Genomic DNA, 16,212 nt, shown 5'->3' with positions numbered 1-16,212 from the left:
GGCGAATATGGCATTTCACGAGGTGAGATTTCCCGCGAATCAGAGTTTCGGCTCGGTTGGCGGGCCCGAGCGGCGCACGGAGATCGTGGCGCTGACCAACGGGTTCGAGGAGCGCAACAGCCCCTGGGCTCATTCGCGCAGGCGCTATGATGCGGGGGTGGGGCTTCGGTCGCTGGATGACGTGGAGCGACTGCTGGCCTTCTTCGAGGCGCGCGGGGGGCAGCTGCACGGGTTTCGCTGGAAGGATTGGGCAGATTTCAAAAGCTGTTCGCCCTCGCAGGCGGTCGGTTACGAGGACCAGCTGATCGGGCATGGCGACGGGGTGAGCCGGGTGTTCACGCTCTCGAAGCTCTATGCCTCGGGCGGGTCGGAGTATCGCCGCCCGATCACCAAGCCTGTCGCGGGCACGGTGAAGCTGGGTGTTCAGGGCGGCTATCAGGCGGAAGCGGTGGATTGGGCCGTCGATCTGGAGACGGGCCAGGTGACCTTCGTCGATCCGCCCGCCGACGGCGCGCCGATCACCGCCGGGTTCGAGTTCGACGTGCCGGTGCGGTTCGACACCGATGCGGTGCAGGTTTCGGTCCAGAGTTTTCAGGCGGGTGACATGCCGCAGGTGCCGGTCGTGGAGGTGCGGATATGAGCGGTTATCCGGAGGCGCTGCGGGCGCATCTCGAGAGCGGGACAACGACGATCGCGCGGGCCTGGGCGGTGGCGCGGCGCGATGGCGTGGTGCTTGGCTTCACCGATCACGACGGAGGGCTGGTTTTCGACGGGATCGCGTTCGAGCCGGAGAGCGGGATGACGGCGAAGGCGGTCGCACAGGGTACTGGCTTGGCCGTGGATAACTCGGAGGTCTATGGCGCGCTGAGTTCGGAGGCGATCTCAGAAGCGGATATTCTGGCCGGGCGATATGATGGGGCCGAGGTGCGCGCATGGATCGTGAACTGGGCGGATGTGAGCCAGCGTGCGCTGTTGTTTCGCGGGCATCTCGGCGAGATCGCGCGCGGGGCCGGGGCGTTCACGGCGGAACTGCGGGGTTTGAGCGAGGCGTTGGGCGCCGAGAAGGGCCGGATCTATCATCCGCGCTGTTCGGCGGTGCTGGGCGATGGCGCGTGTCGTTTCGATACCGGGCAGCTGGGCTACTTTCACGAGGGGCCGGTGGATTTTGTCGAGGGCTCGGTCGTGTTCGGCTTCGACAGCTTGGGTGGCTTTGCCGAGCGATGGTTCGAGAAGGGTCGGTTTCGGGTGATCTCGGGGGCCGCGGCAGGGCTGGTCGGCGTAATCAAGGTGGACCGGGTACGCGATGCGGGGCGCGAGATCGAACTGTGGGCGCGGATCGGCGCGGATGTGGCGGTGGGCGATGTGGTGCGACTTGAGGCCGGCTGCGACAAGCGGGCCGAGACCTGTAAGGGCAAGTTCGCCAACTTTCTGAATTTCCGTGGCTTTCCGCATATTCCCGGCGAGGATTGGTTGACCTCCTACCCGGTGCAGGGTGGCGGAAATACGGGTGGGAGCCTGTTCAAGTGACCGCAGAGGAGCGGGCGGCGCGGGCGGTGGCGATCGCGCGGGTTTGGGTCGGCACGCCATACCTGCATCAAGGCTCGCATCGCGGTGTGGGCTGCGACTGCCTGGGCTTGCTGCGGGCGGTCTGGCGGGAGCTTTACGGCTGCGAGCCGGATGGCGTCCCGGCCTATACGCCGGACTGGGGGGAGGCGGGGTGCGATGAGGCGTTCTTCCGCGGTCTGAGCGCGCAGATGGCCGCATGGAACGGCGTGGAGCGGTCGGGCGATGTGCTGCTGTTCCGGATGCGTGCGGGAGCGGTCGCGAAACATCTCGGGATCGCGGGCGCGGTCGGCGCGGAGCCAACTTTCATTCACGCCTATGCCGGGCACGGGGTCTGCGAGAGTGCGCTCAGCCTGCCGTGGCAGCGCCGCATCGTGGCGCGTTTTCAATTTCGATGAAGGAGCCGGAGAATGGCGACGATTTTGCTGTCAGCGGCAGGGGCCGCGATCGGGGCCGGGTTCGGAGGCACGATACTGGGACTCTCCGGCGCGGTGATCGGACGCGCGGTCGGGGCGACCTTGGGCCGGGCCATCGATCAGCAATTGCTGGGAGGCGGTTCAGGCTCGGTCGAGACCGGCCGGGTAGATCGGCTGCGCCTGACGAGCGCGTCCGAGGGCGATGGGCTCGGGCTGCACTGGGGACGCATGCGGGTGGCAGGTCAGGTGATCTGGGCCACGCGTTTCATCGAAACAAAGCACAAGAGCGGCGGCGGCAAGGGTGAGCCGACCTTTGTCGAATATAGCTATTCGGTGAGCCTCGCGATGGCTCTGGGCGAGGGGGAGATCCTGCGCGTCGGTCGGATCTGGGCGGATGGGACCGAGCTCGATCCGTCCGATCTGAATATGCGGGTCTACACAGGGTCCGAGGATCAGCAGCCGGATCCGAAAATCGAGGCGGTCGAGGGTGCAGGCGCGGTGCCGAGCTATCGCGGGATCGCCTATGTCGTCTTCGAAAACCTGCAGCTCAAGCCGTTTGGCAACCGGGTGCCGCAATTCACCTTCGAGGTGGTGCGGCCGGCGCAGGGAAAAGGCGTGCGCGGCGCGCCCGATCTGACGCAGGCGATCGAGGCGGTGGCGCTGATCCCGGGGACGGGGGAGTATTCGCTCGCGACGCGGCGGGTGAGCGAAGCGGAGCTGCGAGGGGACGGCACCGGGTCGGACCTGATGTATCCGACCGGCTCCTCGCTATCGTTCTTCAGCGGATGGGGCATCGACACTGCGGTGGAGCCGGTAAACCAGCATGCGCCGCACGGCGGGACGGATTTTGCCGTGAGCGTCGAGATGCTCGACGAGGAACTGCCCGGTTGCGGTGCCGTGTCGCTGGTCGTGTCTTGGTTTGGGGACGATCTGCGTTGCGACCGGTGTCAGGTGCGGCCGAAGGTCGGTGATCGCGGGCGCGAGGGCAGGGAGATGCGCTGGCGTGTGTCTGGCGCGCGGCGCGACGAGGTTACGGAGGTGCCGAAGCTCGACGGGCGCTCGATCTATGGAGGCACGCCTGCGGATGCGGCGGTGATCGAGGCGATTGCGGCACTGCATGCGGCGGGCAAGGCGGTGACGTTTTATCCGTTCATCTTGATGGATCAGCTGGAGGGTAACGCGCTACCCGATCCGTGGAGCGATGCGCGGAGCCAACCGAAGCTGCCGTGGCGGGGGCGGATCACGACATCCGAGGCGCCGGGGCGTGCCGGGTCGCCGGATGGGGCGGCGGCTGCCGTTGATGAGGTGGTGACGTTCTTTGGGGCGGCGCAGGTGACCGATTTCGCGGCGTCGGGCGAGACTGTTACTTATAGCGGGCCGGAGGAATGGTCGTTCCGGCGCTTCATTCTCCACTATGCGCATCTTTGCAAACTCGCTGGCGGGGTGGAGGTGTTCTGCATCGGGTCCGAAATGCGGTCACTTACGCAGATCCGAGGGCCGGGCAACAGTTTCTCGGCGGTGGCGCAACTGGTGCAGTTGGCCCGGGACGTGCGTGCGGTGCTCGGGGCAGAGTGCAAAATCGGCTACGCGGCGGATTGGACCGAGTATTTCGGCTACCAGCCGGGTAACGGCGACCGGTTCTTCAATCTCGATCCGCTCTGGGCCGATGACGATATCGACTTCATCGGGATCGACAATTACATGCCGCTGTCGGATTGGCGGGAGGGCGAGCACCACGCGGACGCGCATTGGGGCACTATCTACGATCTCGATTACCTGCAGTCGAATATCGAGGGCGGGGAGGGGTTCGACTGGTACTACGCCTCGCCCGAGCATCGCGACGCGCAGATCCGCACGCAGATCACCGATGGCGATCACGGAGAGCCCTGGGTCTGGCGCTACAAGGACATTCGCGGCTGGTGGGAGCATGACCATCACGAGCGGATCGGCGGCGTGCGAATTGAGAAGCCGACGGCCTGGGTGCCGCGCTCGAAGCCAATCTGGTTTACGGAGATGGGCTGCGCCGCGATCGACAAGGGCACCAACGAGCCCAACAAGTTCCTCGATCCGAAAAGCTCGGAAAGTGCGCTGCCGCATTACTCGGACGGGCGGCGGGACGACTACATGCAGATGCAATATCTGCGGGCGATGACATCTTATTGGGGGGATGACGCGCGCAACCCGGTCTCGGAGTTCTATGGCGGCCCGATGGTGGATATGTCGCACGCCCATGTCTGGGCTTGGGACGTGCGACCTTATCCGCAATTTCCCGGGTTGCCGGACCTGTGGGAAGATGCTGCGAATTACGCGCGCGGACATTGGATTTCGGGGCGGGCGACGGCCCAGCCTCTGGCGCATGTGGTGGGCGAGATATGTGCGCTTGCGGGCGTTTCCGTATTCGACGTGAGCGCGCTGCACGGTGTGGTGCGCGGATATGCGATGCCCGGGGGGATCACGCCGCGCGGGGCATTGCAGTCGTTGAGCTTGATCTACGGCTTCGATGCGTTGGAGCGCGACGGGGTGCTGGTGTTCCGGATGCGCGATGCGTCGGTGGATGCGGAGGTTTTGCCTCCGCTGCTGGCGTTGGATGGTGAGGATCAGAGCCTCGAGACGCGGCGCGTCCCGGAGGCAGAGATCGCGGGACGGGTCCGGCTCGCCTATGTCGAGGCCGATGGCAGTTTCGAGACCCGCGCGGTGGAGGCGATCTTTCCTGATGAGGTGGATGGCCCGGCCTCCGCGAGCGAGGCGCCCCTGGCATTGACCCGGGCCGAGGGAATGCGTGTCGTCCATCGCTGGCTCGCCGAGGCGCGCGTGGCGCGCGATACGGTGCAGTTCACGCTCCCGCCTTCGATGGGATGGCTCGGGCCGGGGGATGTCGTGGTGCTGCAGACCGAGGAGGGCGCGCTGCGCTACCGGATCGACCGGATGGAACGCGCTGAAGCGATCCGTGTGGAGGCCGTGCGAGTGGAGTCGGGAATTTACGACCCCTCGGAAGAGACCGACGAGGTGGCGCGGATCGAGAGCTTCACGCCCCCGGTGCCGGTGACGCCTGTGTTTCTCGATCTGCCGCTTTTGACCGGGGCGGAAGATCCTTACGCGCCGCATCTTGCGGTCACTGCAAGCCCTTGGCCGGGGGCTGCCGCGCTCTATTCGGCGCTGGAGGATGCGGGCTATGCGCTCAACACGAAGGTCGAGACGCAGGCGGCGGTCGGGGTGACGCAGGCGATCCTGCCGCGCGCGCAGAGCGGTCTGTGGGACCGTGGTCCGGGCTTGCGGGTGAAGATGCTCTCAGGGGAATTGCACAGCGCCAGCGAGGCCAGTGTGCTCGCCGGGCTCAACGCGATGGCGATCGGCGATGGCTCGTCGGATCGGTGGGAGATCTTCCAGTTCGTCACCGCCGAGCCGGTAGAGCCGGGGGTATGGGATATCTCGACCCGGCTGCGCGGGCAGGCGGGCAGCGACGCGGTGATGCCCGATGTCTGGCCGGAGGGTTCGGTCGTCGTGATGCTCGACGGGGCACCGCGCCAGATCGAGGTCGCGCCCTCGGCACGTAATCTGGCGCGCCACTACCGCGTGGGGCCGGCGGGGCGGGGCTATGACGACCCTTCCTATATTCACACGGTTCAGGCCTTCGCGGGGATCGGGTTGCGGCCACTGTCGCCTTGTCATTTGCACGCAGGGGCGCTGGGCGGCGATCTGCGGCTGAGTTGGGTGCGTCGGACCCGGATCGGGGGCGACGACTGGGAGGCGCTGGACGTGCCTTTGGGGGAGGCGTCCGAGCGTTACCGGGTGCGGGTTCTAGAAGGGCAGACGATCCGGCGCGAAGTGATCGTGAGCACGCCGGAATGGACATATGGCGCTGCGGAGCGCGCGGAGGACGGGATGATCGCGGCGCCGACCTTCGAGGTGGCGCAGATCTCGGATGTGTTCGGGCCGGGATTACCGGCGCGGCTGATCTGGACGGGATAAGATGCGCGCGGTGCTCGACGGCGATCTGATAACGCTTGCACGGGCGGTGATGCTATGGCCGGAGGAGCGCCGCGTGGAGCGACTCCACCGGCTTTTCGATCAAGTCCATGCGGCCGATCGGTACTGCAAGAGGTTGCGTCGTGTGCACCCCTGCTGGGGCAATGGCGCGATCCTGAGCATGGCGCTGAGGATGCCGCGGGCGCGGGCAGGGCCGGGCGATCCGCGCTATCTGTCCGCGCTAGGCTGCGTCTGCGCGGGGCTCGCCACGTGGCAATCCATGCGGCAGCCCGTAAACCGAAATGATCGAACGCCCCTTCCTCTATCCGCCGAAAAACCTATGTGTTAGGTTCTTGCGCGCGAAGAGGGAGTAATCCGATGAACAAGCAGATGGCAAAGGTTGCAACCGTCGATCCGGTCTGGACGCAGATTTGCGACGAGGCGCGGGCAGCGGTGCGTGACGAGCCACTTCTGGGCGCGCTGATCCATGCGGGGCTGTTGCATCACCCGACGCTGGAACGCGCGCTGGCCTACCGTTTCTCGATGAAGCTGGCCTCGGCGGAGATGAGCGAGCAGATCCTGCGCGAGATCGCCGAGGAAGCTTTCGCGGCCGATCCCGATCTGGGGCAGGCGGCCCGCGCCGATCTCGTCGCCGTGCATGAGCGCGACCCGGCCTGCCACCGCCTGATCCAGCCGTTGTTGTTCTTCAAGGGGTTCCAGGCGCTGCAAAGCTACCGGATTGCGCATTGGCTGTTCACGAACGGGCGTCGCGACATGGCCTATTTCGTGCAGATGCGCGCTTCGGAGCTTTTTGGCGTCGACATCCATCCGGGTGCGAAGATCGGCCGCGGAATCATGATGGACCACGCCCATTCGATCGTGATCGGCGAAACGGCCGTGGTGGGAGACAATGTCTCGATGCTGCATTCGGTGACGCTGGGCGGCACCGGCAAGGAAGACGAGGACCGTCACCCGAAGATCGGCAATGGCGTGCTGATCGGCGCCGGTGCGAAGGTGCTTGGCAATATCCATGTCGGCGACAACAGCCGGATCGCGGCGGGGTCGGTCGTCCTCTCGGACGTGCCTTGCTGCAAGACCGTGGCCGGCGTTCCCGCGAAGATCGTCGGCGAGGCGGGCTGCGAGCGTCCGGCAAGCGAGATGGACCAGCTGCTGCACGGCAGTTGAGCAAATCTCAGATGGAATCGAGAGGCGGGGCTTCGGCCCCGCTTTTTTGTTGCCTCGCGAAAAGCCTCCAGGCCTCTCGAATGACTGCGCATCGTTTCCTTGGTGAAAATCTCCCCGGGGCGAGTTCGCGAATGCGAAGAGGGGGGCAGCGCCCCCCTCTTCAACGTCTCGAAACGTGCGGACCGGTCAGGCCAGCATCAGCATCGGGTTCTCGAGGTTCTCGCAGATCGCCTTGAGAAGCTCCGCGCCGAGCGCGCCGTCGATCACGCGGTGATCGACCGAGAGCGTCATCGACATGACGGTCGCCACCTCGATCTCGCCCTCGTCATTCACCACCGGCTGCTTGATGCCTGCACCGACGGCGAGGATCGCACCATGCGGCGGGTTGATGACCGCGTCGAAATTCTCGATCCCGAACATGCCGAGATTGGAGATCGCGAAGCTGCCGCCCTGATATTCATGCGGCGCGAGCTTGCGGTCGCGGGCCCGGGTCGCGAGGTCTTTCATCTCCGCCGAAAGCGTCGAGAGCGATTTCGCCTCGGCATCTTTCAGCACCGGCGTGAACAGCCCGCCTTCGATCGCGACCGCGACGGCCACGTCCGAGGGCTTCAGCTTGAACACCTTGTCGCCGGCCCAGACCGCATTCGCATCCGGCACCGATTGCAGCGCCAGCGCGCAGGCCTTGATGATGAAGTCGTTGACCGACAGCTTCACGCCACGACCCTCGAGCTGCTTGTTGAGCTGCGAGCGGAATTTCATCAGCGCGTCGAGCTTGACCGAACGACGCAGGTAGAAATGCGGGATCGTCTGCTTGGCCTCGGTGAGGCGCGCGGCAATGGTCTTGCGCATCCCGTTGAGCTCGATCTCCTCGTACTCGCGACCCTCGTACATCTTGGCGATGGCAGAGGAGGATACCGTCGGCGCGGGCGCCGGAACGGGGCTCGCATCCGCGGATTTCGGCGCGTCCGATTTGGCCGGGGCTGCCTTGCCACCTTCGGCGGCTTCGACATCGGCCTTCACGATACGACCCTTCGGGCCCGAGCCCTTGAGCGAGGCCAGATCGACGCCCTTGTCGGCGGCGATGCGGCGCGCGAGCGGCGAGGCGAAGACGCGCTTGCCATCCGCATCCTGCGGCGCGGCAGGCGCTTTCTCGGTCTTCGGCGCGGCGCCCGCACCTTTCGATCCGCCGGCTTTCGCGCCGCTTTTCTCGGCGGGGGCGTTGTCGGCTTCCTTGGTCTCTTCCGCGTCCTCGGCCGCTTCGGCCTGAGCCGCGGCCGGGGCAGGGCTTTCGGCCTCGTCCACGGCGGAAGCGTCTTCGCCTTCTTCCAGCAGAACCGCGATCGGGTCGTTGACCTTCACGCCGGAGGTGCCTTCGGCGACGAGGATCTTGCCGATCGTGCCTTCATCCACAGCCTCGAATTCCATCGTGGCCTTGTCGGTCTCGATCTCCGCGATGATGTCGCCCGAGGAGACTTCGTCACCCTCTTTCACGAGCCATTTCGCGAGCGTGCCTTCCTCCATCGTGGGCGACAGGGCGGGCATCAAAATCTGGGTTGCCATTGCGCTATCCCCTTACCGGTAGGTGACTTTTTTGACCGCATCGACGACCTCGTCCGAGGTCACGAGCGCCAGTTTCTCGAGGTTTGCCGCGTAGGGCATGGGCACGTCCTTGCCGGTGCAGTTGATCACCGGGGCGTCGAGCCAGTCGAAGGCGCGCTCCATGATCACGGCCGACAGGTGGTTGCCGAAGCTCGCGACGGGGAAGCCTTCCTCGACGGTCACGCAGCGGTTGGTCTTGCGCACCGAGGCGAGCACCGTGTCGTAATCCACCGGGCGCAGGGTGCGCAGGTCGATCACTTCGGCGTCGATGCCCTCTTTCTCGAGCTTGTCGGCGGCTTCGAGCGCGTGGCTCATACCGATGCCCCAGCTGACGATGGTGACATCCGCGCCTTCGCGCCAGATCTTCGCCTTGCCGAAGGGGATCGTGAAGTCCTCCAGATCCGGCACCTCGAAGCTCCGCCCGTAGAGGATCTCGTTTTCGAGGAAGATCACCGGGTTCGGATCGCGGATCGCAGTTTTCAGCAGGCCCTTCGCATCGGCCGCCGAGTAGGGCTGCACGACTTTCAGACCCGGAACATGGGCATACCATGCGCCGTAATCCTGGCTGTGCTGTGCCGCCACGCGGGCCGCAGCACCGTTCGGACCGCGGAACACCATCGGTGCGCCCATCTGGCCGCCCGACATGTAGAGCGTCTTCGCTGCCGAGTTGATGATCTGGTCCATCGCCTGCATGGCGAAGTTGAAGGTCATGAATTCGACGATCGGGCGCAGGCCACCGAAGGCCGCACCGACGCCGAGACCGGCGAAACCATGCTCGGTGATGGGCGTATCGATCACGCGACGGTCGCCGAACTCGTCGAGCAGGCCCTGCGTGACCTTGTAGGCGCCTTGGTATTCGGCGACTTCCTCGCCCATCACGAAGACGGTGTCGTCGGCGCGCATTTCCTCGGCCATTGCATCACGCAGCGCCTCGCGGACGGTCTGCGTCTTCATCGGCGTGCCTTCGGGCCAATCCGGCGTGGTGTCGGGCTTGGGCATGTCGTCGCCGTCGTCCGAGGACTTCGCCTTGGCCGGAGTTTTCGCGGGTTCGTCGCTGTCGTCGCTCTCGGCGGCGTCCGACCCGGTGTCGGGCTCTTCGGCCTCTTCCGCGGCGGAGGCGTCTTCGCCTTCTTCCAGCAGCACCGCGATCGGGTCGTTGACCTTCACGCCGGAGGTGCCTTCGGCGACGAGGATCTTGCCCAGCGTGCCTTCGTCGACCGCTTCGAATTCCATCGTGGCCTTGTCGGTCTCGATCTCGGCGATGATGTCACCGGCCGAAATCTCGTCGCCCTCTTTCTTGAGCCATTTCGCCAGCGTGCCCTCTTCCATCGTGGGCGAGAGCGCGGGCATCAGAATCTTGGTTGCCATCTGTCTTTCCCCCCTCAGGCGTTCTGCGGCGCGACATCGGTGTAGATGTCGGTGTAAAGTTCATCCACGGAGGGCTCCGGGCTCTCCTTGGCGAAATCGGCGGCGCCGTTGACGATCGCCTTGATATCCTTGTCGACCTGCTTGAGCTCGTCCTCGGTCGCGTGCTTGCCGGTCAGCAGAAGCTGACGGACCTGCTCGATCGCGTCACGCTCTTCGCGCATCTTCTGCACTTCTTCGCGGGTCCGGTATTTCGCCGGGTCCGACATCGAGTGGCCGCGATAGCGATAGGTCTTGATCTCGAGGATGTAGGGGCCCTTGCCCGCGCGGCAGTGCGCGACCGCCTTCTCGCCGGCCTGCTTCACCGCCAGCACGTCCATCCCGTCGACTTCCTCGCCGGAGATGCCGTAGGCAATGCCGCGCTCGTAGAAGTCGGGCGACTTGGTCGCGCGCTTCACGCTGGTGCCCATCGCGTACTGGTTGTTCTCGATCACGAAAACGACCGGAAGATCCCAGAGCTGCGCCATATTGTAGGTCTCTGCGACCTGACCCTGGTTCGCCGCACCGTCGCCGAAATAGGTGAAGGTGACGTTGTCGTTGCCCTTGTACTTATCCGCGAAGGCGAGGCCCGCACCGATCGGCACCTGCGCCGCGACGATGCCGTGGCCGCCGTAGAAATGCTTCTCTTTCGAGAACATGTGCATCGAGCCGCCCTTGCCCTTCGAGTAACCGCCGTCGCGGCCCGTGAGCTCGGCCATCACGCCTTTCGGGTCCATCCCGCAGGCGAGCATGTGCCCGTGGTCGCGATAGGAGGTGACGCGCTTGTCGCCTTCCTTCGCCGCAGCCTCGAGGCCGACGACCACCGCTTCCTGCCCGATATAGAGGTGGCAGAAGCCGCCGATCAGACCCATGCCGTAAAGCTGACCGGCCTTCTCTTCGAAGCGCCGGATCAGCAGCATGTCGTGGTAATATTGCTTGAGTTCCTCGGCCGAGACATTCGCGCCCGCTTTGGCGCCGCTCGCCGAGCCTTTCCGTGCTGCCATTGGTCAGACCTCCCTTGGCCGGAATAGTTTAGCGTTAAACCATTCCTTACAGCAATGCCGGGCCGAAGGCAATGACCCCGCGGCATCGCAGGGCGGGAATGGCGCTCACGTTTCAACTAGGGCCGGTGAGGCAGTTTTCGAGCGATGTTTGTGCCGCAAAAACGGGCAGGCCGAGTAGCCTCTCAGCGGATCACGATCTCGTCGGAGCGCATCGCGCCCAGCACTTCGCGCGCCTGACTGTCGAGAAGATCCAGATCGAGGTAATCGTCGGAGAGGCGATGGGTCAGGTTGGCCATCCGGTCGACCTTGGCGCGCAGCGCATCGCGCTCGGCGCGCTTGGCGTCGATCTCCGCTTCGATCTGCACGCGGCTGAGAATGCCGTAGCGTCCCTGTACGGCGGCGAAGGCGAAATAGGCGCCGAGCACCACCGCCACGGTCACGAAAATCAGAGGCCCGATCGTGGGGCGTCTCATAACCATTGTCCTGCCTCTCTTCCGTATCGGCCGCGCTCCGTCCCCCGGAGCCGCGTCCTGACCTCTGCCGGGCCCTGTATCTCGAATCATGTCACATGTGATTCGTCATTGGAATCCCCCCTGCGATCAATTCTGCAAAGATTCCGCGCAGAGTTGCGTGTCGGCGAATTGTCTCGCATGCACCGCCCTTGGTCGCGCACAAACTTGTTCCCACCCGCGCATCTGGCTACGCAGGCGCTAATGGAAACGCGCGCATGTGAGCATCTCCGGATTCATCGAGGCGATCGGATCGAAGAAGATTCGGCTCTTCGGCATCACCGCGTCCCCCGCCGCCGAGGCGCGGGGGGCAAGCCCTCGTCGCTATCGTGAAGACTATCGGTGATTACATCCTCGAATGGCTGGAAACGCACACGGTGACCGGCGCGCGTCACGCCTGTCTCTACGACACTGGCTGCACCGACGATACGCTGGCGAAGATCGGCACACGATACGCTTCAGCGCCCGGGCGCTGGCACTGGTGACAGAATATGCGGATACCTTCAGAAGAAGATGTCCTCGGCCTCCTGTGCCACGGATACGAAATCCGCCGAGGATGACGGGAAGACCCCGGCATGCACCTCGCGCTCTGCGGGCATGGTGTAACTCGCCTCGACCGCGTCCAAAAAGCTGGCGATTTCGTTCGAAATCTCGCCCTGGAAGGCATTGTTCGTGTTCGGGGGAAGCGCCGATCGTGCTTCGCTCAGCAAGCGCACCAACGCGGCCCGGCTATCCCGCAGGGGACCATCGCGGTCGGCGCGGACCATATCTGTCATGCCGTCCAACGCGGCGCCGAGTTCCGCCGCGAGGCTCTCCATGGCCCTGACCGCAGAGATATCCGCGCCGCTCTGCTCGTCCGGGGAAAGGAAGACCGCGGCGCTCGACTCCTGCAACAGGGCCAGGCGGACGATCCCGGCGATCCCGGCCGCGATCTCGAGTGTGCAGTCGCGCAGCTGCTCCGACACTTCGAGCGTCGCTCCGCCGTCCGGCCCCAGACGGCCGGAGACCAGGGTCGCGTTTATCCCGAGCAGCTGGATGCGTTCGTCGAGACGGGATATTTCCGCGGCGGACGCGGCACTGCGGGCGTAAAGGGCCGAGAGAGCGGCCATGTCCGGCGCGATCCGATCACGCTGCGCTGCAAGTTGCTCTGCCCCGGTCGCCAGCCGGCGGGCGCGTTCGGCCACGCCGGCCAGTGATCTTGCCAAGGGAGCCTCGGCGATGCCGGCGAGTTCGACGCGCGCGTTTTCGACCTGCACTCCCATCCGATCGAACTCCGGCAGGGCGGCCTCGATGCCCATCCCCAAGTCGTCGATCGCCGCGTGCAGCTGTCGCTGCGCGAGCGCCCGGGCGGCAGGTCTTACGCCCGCCGGACCGGCCTCGCCGCGCGCCGCTATCGCCTCGACATGTTCCAGCCTCTGCCGCGCCGCGTCACCGCATTGAAGATGGGTCACCGCGCTTTGAAGGGCGGATCCGAGACGTTGCCGCGCATCTCCGACCTGTTCCACGGCCCGGAGCGGCAAGGAATTGCCACGCAGCGCACCGAGCAGAGCAGAGATTTCCCTTCGAACATCCCCGATGTCTTGCGCGGTCCGTTTCATGCCGCGGATCTCCGGGGCGAGGTGGGCCAGCTGCCGGTCGCCCTGCGCCAGTTCCTCCCCCAGCTCTGCCACCGCGCGATCGATCCTGTCGAGGATTGTCCGGGCCTCCGTGGCGAAGCGTGCCAACGACCCCTCGTTCATGGCGCGGCTGACGACGAGGGCATTGGTCGCGATCATTCGCGCAAGCCGAATTCTGCGGACCTGAGCGGGGATCAGAGCACGGATCTCTGCGGCATTGCCGAGCAGCATTTCGGCCGCCTCGTCGAGCATGCCGAACTGGGCTTCGACCTTTTCGAGGAGCGCCCCGACGTCGCGCGCCGCCTCGTCGAGCCGCTTCAATCCCTCCTGGCCGGACGCCTCGGAGACGCGTCCCAGCATGGTCTGCATCGTACCGAGATCGTCGAGCCGTGCGAATAGCGCGGTCGATGCATTCAGGAAGACGGCTTCCAACTCGCCCGCCAGCTGCGCCGAAACTGTTCGGAGAGCGGCAAGCGACCGCGTGATATCATCGGTCATGCCGCACCGACCCGCATCTCGTACCGCGCGATCTCCGTCGCCAGCCCCTGCAGCGGAACCGCCCGTTCAGCGGCGCCGATGCGCATCGCCTCACCGGGCATCCCCCACACGACCGAGGTCGGCTTGTCCTGAGCGATGGTCTGGGCGCCGACCGCCCGCATCTCGGCCAGCCCGCGCGCGCCGTCATCGCCCATGCCCGTCATCAGGATCCCAAGCGCCGCCGGCCCGGCGGCGATCGCCGCCGAGCGGAACAGAACATCCACTGAAGGTCGATGCCGTGCGACATAGGGCCCATCGAGAATCCCCACGCGATAGCCCGCGCCTTGCCGCCGCAGAATGAGGTGGCGATCGCCCGGTGCGATCAGCACGCTGCCCGGGACGGGGCGGTCGCCATCGACCGCCTCTCTGACACTGACCGAACAGAGACCATCGAGCCGCCGGGCGAAGGCCGCTGTGAATTTCTCCGGCATGTGCTGGACGATCACGACCGGTGGCGTCGTCGGGGCAAGCCGCGGAAGCAGCGTCGCCAGAGCCTCCGTCCCCCCGGTCGAAGCGCCGATCACCACGAGCGGCCCGACGCCGGAGGGAATCGGCGCGCCGGGACGTGGCGGAGGCAGGATGACGTCGGCCGTAAGTTTCGGCCCAGGCGAGAGCTGGGTCGGCTCTGCCTTCAGGCGGGCGGACGCGCGATCGCCGAAGCCGCGAAGTCCGCCCGCCTTCGCGGCGGCGCGTACGGCATCGGAGAGCCGGATCTGTGCTTCCTGCCGGGCCTCGGGCGTGGTCAGGCGCGGCTTGCCCACGACCTCGCGGGCCCCAATTTCCAGCGCGCGCATCGCGGCATGCGAGCCGGCATCGGTATGGCTCGAACAGACGACGACGGGCAGCGGGTGCTGTGCCATTATCTTGGCCAGAAAAGTCAGCCCATTCATACGCGGCAATTCCAGGTCCAGCAGCATCACATCGGGCAGCGCATCGCGCATTTTCTCGGCCGCGTCGAAAGCATCGCGGGCGGTCGCGGTCACCCGAATGGCCGGATCCGCGCCCAGAAGTTCGCACAGCGCCTTTCGCGCGGAGGCGCTGTCATCGACGATCAGAACCTTGATCTGCGCCATCATGTTGCTCCTTCGTTGCGGAACACGCCGGGGGCCATCTGAACGAGCGAAGGCACCTGCACGATCATGGACTCGGAATGGCCGACGATCAGGTAGCCGCCGCGACGCAGGTGTCGGGCCAGCGCGGCGAGCACCCGGTGCTGCGTCGGCGGGTCGAAATAGATCAGGACGTTGCGCAGCATGACAACGTCCAGACCGGTTTCGATCGGATAGGGTATCTCCATCAGGTTCATCGGTGCGAACCGGACCCGCGCACGGAGTTCCGGCACAATTCGTGCCTGCCGAACCGGGCCTTTCCTGCCCTGCATGAGATAGGCGTCGCGCAGTGCCGGGGGGACCGGCTCCAGATCCGATAGCGGAAAGACGGCGTTTCGCGCGATCTGCAGCACCCGGTGAGAGATGTCGGTGCCGAGTATGGCCCAATCCAGCCGGCGATCAGCCTGTGCCGCGCGGGCCAGCAGCATTGCCGCCGACCAGGCTTCGGCCCCGGTCGAGGCGGCCGCGCTCCAGAGCCGGAACCGGACCGTCCGTCCAGCGGGCGCAGGCGCGAGGCATTCGGGAATGATACGCTCCTCCAGAAAGCGGTAATGTGCCGGCTCCCGGAAGAAGTCGGTCTTGTTGGTGGTTATCAGATCGATGATTTGGGGCAATTCTTCGCGCATTGCTCCATCGTCGAACAGGTGACCGAGATATGCGTCCAGCGTGGGGAGGCCGAGCGCGACCATACGCTTGCGCAGGCGCGACTCGATCATCACGTTTTTAGACTCCCGCAACCGGATGCCGCTGACCTCGTGAACGAGGTCGCGGAACCGATCGAGCCTGGCGTGGCTGGTGCTGGTTGCCGCGTCTACCATTGTCAGGCGGCGAGCGCGGCTGACGCGAGAACAGCGACGTCGTCCGCGAAGAGCCCTTCGACATCCAGCACTGTCACGAAGGCGCCGTCACGACGACCGATGCCGGCCACCATAGATTCGTGCCATTTCAGCAAATCCGCCTCGGCCAGCGGCCGGGTGACAGCCTCGTCGAGCTCTGTCACCTCGATTACCTGGTCGACCCGGAGCCCGACACTGTGATCGGCATCACCATCGCCGCGCAGCCCCAAGACAATGATCCGCGTATCTGGCGCGTCATCGCAGTCGGGGCGTCCCAGAAGACGGCGCAGATCGATCACCGGTACCGAAGCGCCGCGACGGTCGATCAGCCCCAGCAGATGTGCGGGCGTTCGGGGCAGTGGAGTGATTGGCCGCACGTCCAGAATTTCGACCACGGGCGCAACGGGCAGAGCGAAAAGCGTGTCCGCCAGTCCGAAGGTGACGACGGTACGGTGGTTCTGTGTCATG

The 16,212-nt window shown here is 65.5% G+C and carries 14 protein-coding genes; 6 read left to right on the top strand and 8 right to left on the bottom strand.

What is annotated here, in order from left to right; translation table 11 throughout:
• Positions 1-7: 7 nt before the first annotated feature.
• The 5 genes from B6V73_RS02450 (at position 8) to cysE (ending at position 7,130) form a co-directional block, all read left to right on the top strand.
• A complete protein-coding gene (locus B6V73_RS02450; protein WP_088724415.1) occupies positions 8-640 on the top strand; it encodes a DUF2460 domain-containing protein in 633 nt (210 codons plus the stop codon).
• A complete protein-coding gene (locus B6V73_RS02445) occupies positions 637-1,527 on the top strand; it encodes a DUF2163 domain-containing protein (protein WP_088724414.1) in 891 nt (296 codons plus the stop codon). The genes B6V73_RS02450 and B6V73_RS02445 overlap by 4 nt, the downstream gene beginning before the upstream one ends.
• Positions 1,524-1,961, top strand: a complete 438-nt coding sequence (locus B6V73_RS02440; protein ID WP_206185214.1) for a peptidase — start codon at positions 1,524-1,526, stop codon at positions 1,959-1,961. Before B6V73_RS02445 ends, B6V73_RS02440 begins: the two co-directional genes overlap by 4 nt.
• Positions 1,962-1,973: 12 nt before the next feature.
• A complete protein-coding gene (locus B6V73_RS02435; protein WP_088724413.1) occupies positions 1,974-5,948 on the top strand; it encodes a glycoside hydrolase/phage tail family protein in 3,975 nt (1,324 codons plus the stop codon).
• A gap of 375 nt (positions 5,949-6,323) precedes the next feature.
• On the top strand, positions 6,324-7,130 hold the full coding sequence (gene cysE, locus B6V73_RS02430; protein ID WP_075775017.1) for a serine O-acetyltransferase: 807 nt from the start codon (positions 6,324-6,326) through the stop codon (positions 7,128-7,130).
• 186 nt (positions 7,131-7,316) lie between these two features.
• Here the strand turns inward: cysE and B6V73_RS02425 are convergent, their stop codons facing one another.
• The 4 genes from B6V73_RS02425 to B6V73_RS02410 form a co-directional block, all read right to left on the bottom strand.
• On the bottom strand, positions 7,317-8,690 hold the full coding sequence (locus B6V73_RS02425) for a pyruvate dehydrogenase complex dihydrolipoamide acetyltransferase (protein ID WP_088718476.1): 1,374 nt from the start codon (positions 8,688-8,690) through the stop codon (positions 7,317-7,319).
• A 12-nt stretch (positions 8,691-8,702) separates the two neighbouring features.
• Positions 8,703-10,097, bottom strand: a complete 1,395-nt coding sequence (locus B6V73_RS02420) for a pyruvate dehydrogenase complex E1 component subunit beta (RefSeq protein WP_088724412.1) — start codon at positions 10,095-10,097, stop codon at positions 8,703-8,705.
• A 14-nt stretch (positions 10,098-10,111) separates the two neighbouring features.
• Positions 10,112-11,137, bottom strand: a complete 1,026-nt coding sequence (gene pdhA, locus B6V73_RS02415) for a pyruvate dehydrogenase (acetyl-transferring) E1 component subunit alpha (RefSeq protein ID WP_075775014.1) — start codon at positions 11,135-11,137, stop codon at positions 10,112-10,114.
• Positions 11,138-11,319: 182 nt separating this feature from the next.
• Positions 11,320-11,616, bottom strand: coding sequence for a septum formation initiator family protein (locus tag B6V73_RS02410; protein WP_075775013.1), 297 nt, complete (start codon positions 11,614-11,616; stop codon positions 11,320-11,322).
• Positions 11,617-11,975: 359 nt separating this feature from the next.
• Here B6V73_RS02410 and B6V73_RS20665 point away from each other — a divergent pair, with 359 nt between their 5' ends.
• The gene (locus B6V73_RS20665; RefSeq protein ID WP_168174849.1) at positions 11,976-12,131 is read left to right on the top strand and encodes a hypothetical protein; all 156 of its coding nucleotides are present in this window, start codon (positions 11,976-11,978) and stop codon (positions 12,129-12,131) included.
• Positions 12,132-12,149: 18 nt separating this feature from the next.
• Here the strand turns inward: B6V73_RS20665 and B6V73_RS02405 are convergent, their stop codons facing one another.
• The 4 genes from B6V73_RS02405 to B6V73_RS02390 form a co-directional block, all read right to left on the bottom strand.
• Positions 12,150-13,694, bottom strand: coding sequence for a hypothetical protein (locus tag B6V73_RS02405; protein ID WP_143597855.1), 1,545 nt, complete (start codon positions 13,692-13,694; stop codon positions 12,150-12,152).
• A gap of 62 nt (positions 13,695-13,756) precedes the next feature.
• Entirely contained in the window at positions 13,757-14,872 is a 1,116-nt protein-coding gene (locus tag B6V73_RS02400; protein ID WP_088724410.1) for a chemotaxis response regulator protein-glutamate methylesterase, read from the bottom strand.
• Complete coding sequence (locus B6V73_RS02395; protein ID WP_088724409.1) at positions 14,872-15,726, bottom strand: CheR family methyltransferase; 855 nt, start codon at positions 15,724-15,726, stop codon at positions 14,872-14,874. The genes B6V73_RS02400 and B6V73_RS02395 overlap by 1 nt, the downstream gene beginning before the upstream one ends.
• A gap of 2 nt (positions 15,727-15,728) precedes the next feature.
• Complete coding sequence (locus B6V73_RS02390) at positions 15,729-16,211, bottom strand: chemotaxis protein CheW (protein WP_088723355.1); 483 nt, start codon at positions 16,209-16,211, stop codon at positions 15,729-15,731.
• Position 16,212 lies beyond the last annotated feature (1 nt).

The sequence above is a fragment of the Thioclava sp. JM3 genome (assembly GCF_002213185.1).
Classification (GTDB): Bacteria; Pseudomonadota; Alphaproteobacteria; order Rhodobacterales; family Rhodobacteraceae; genus Thioclava; species Thioclava nitratireducens.
Note: the sequence above shows the minus strand (reverse complement) of the source record. Positions and strands in the feature narration are given on the sequence as shown.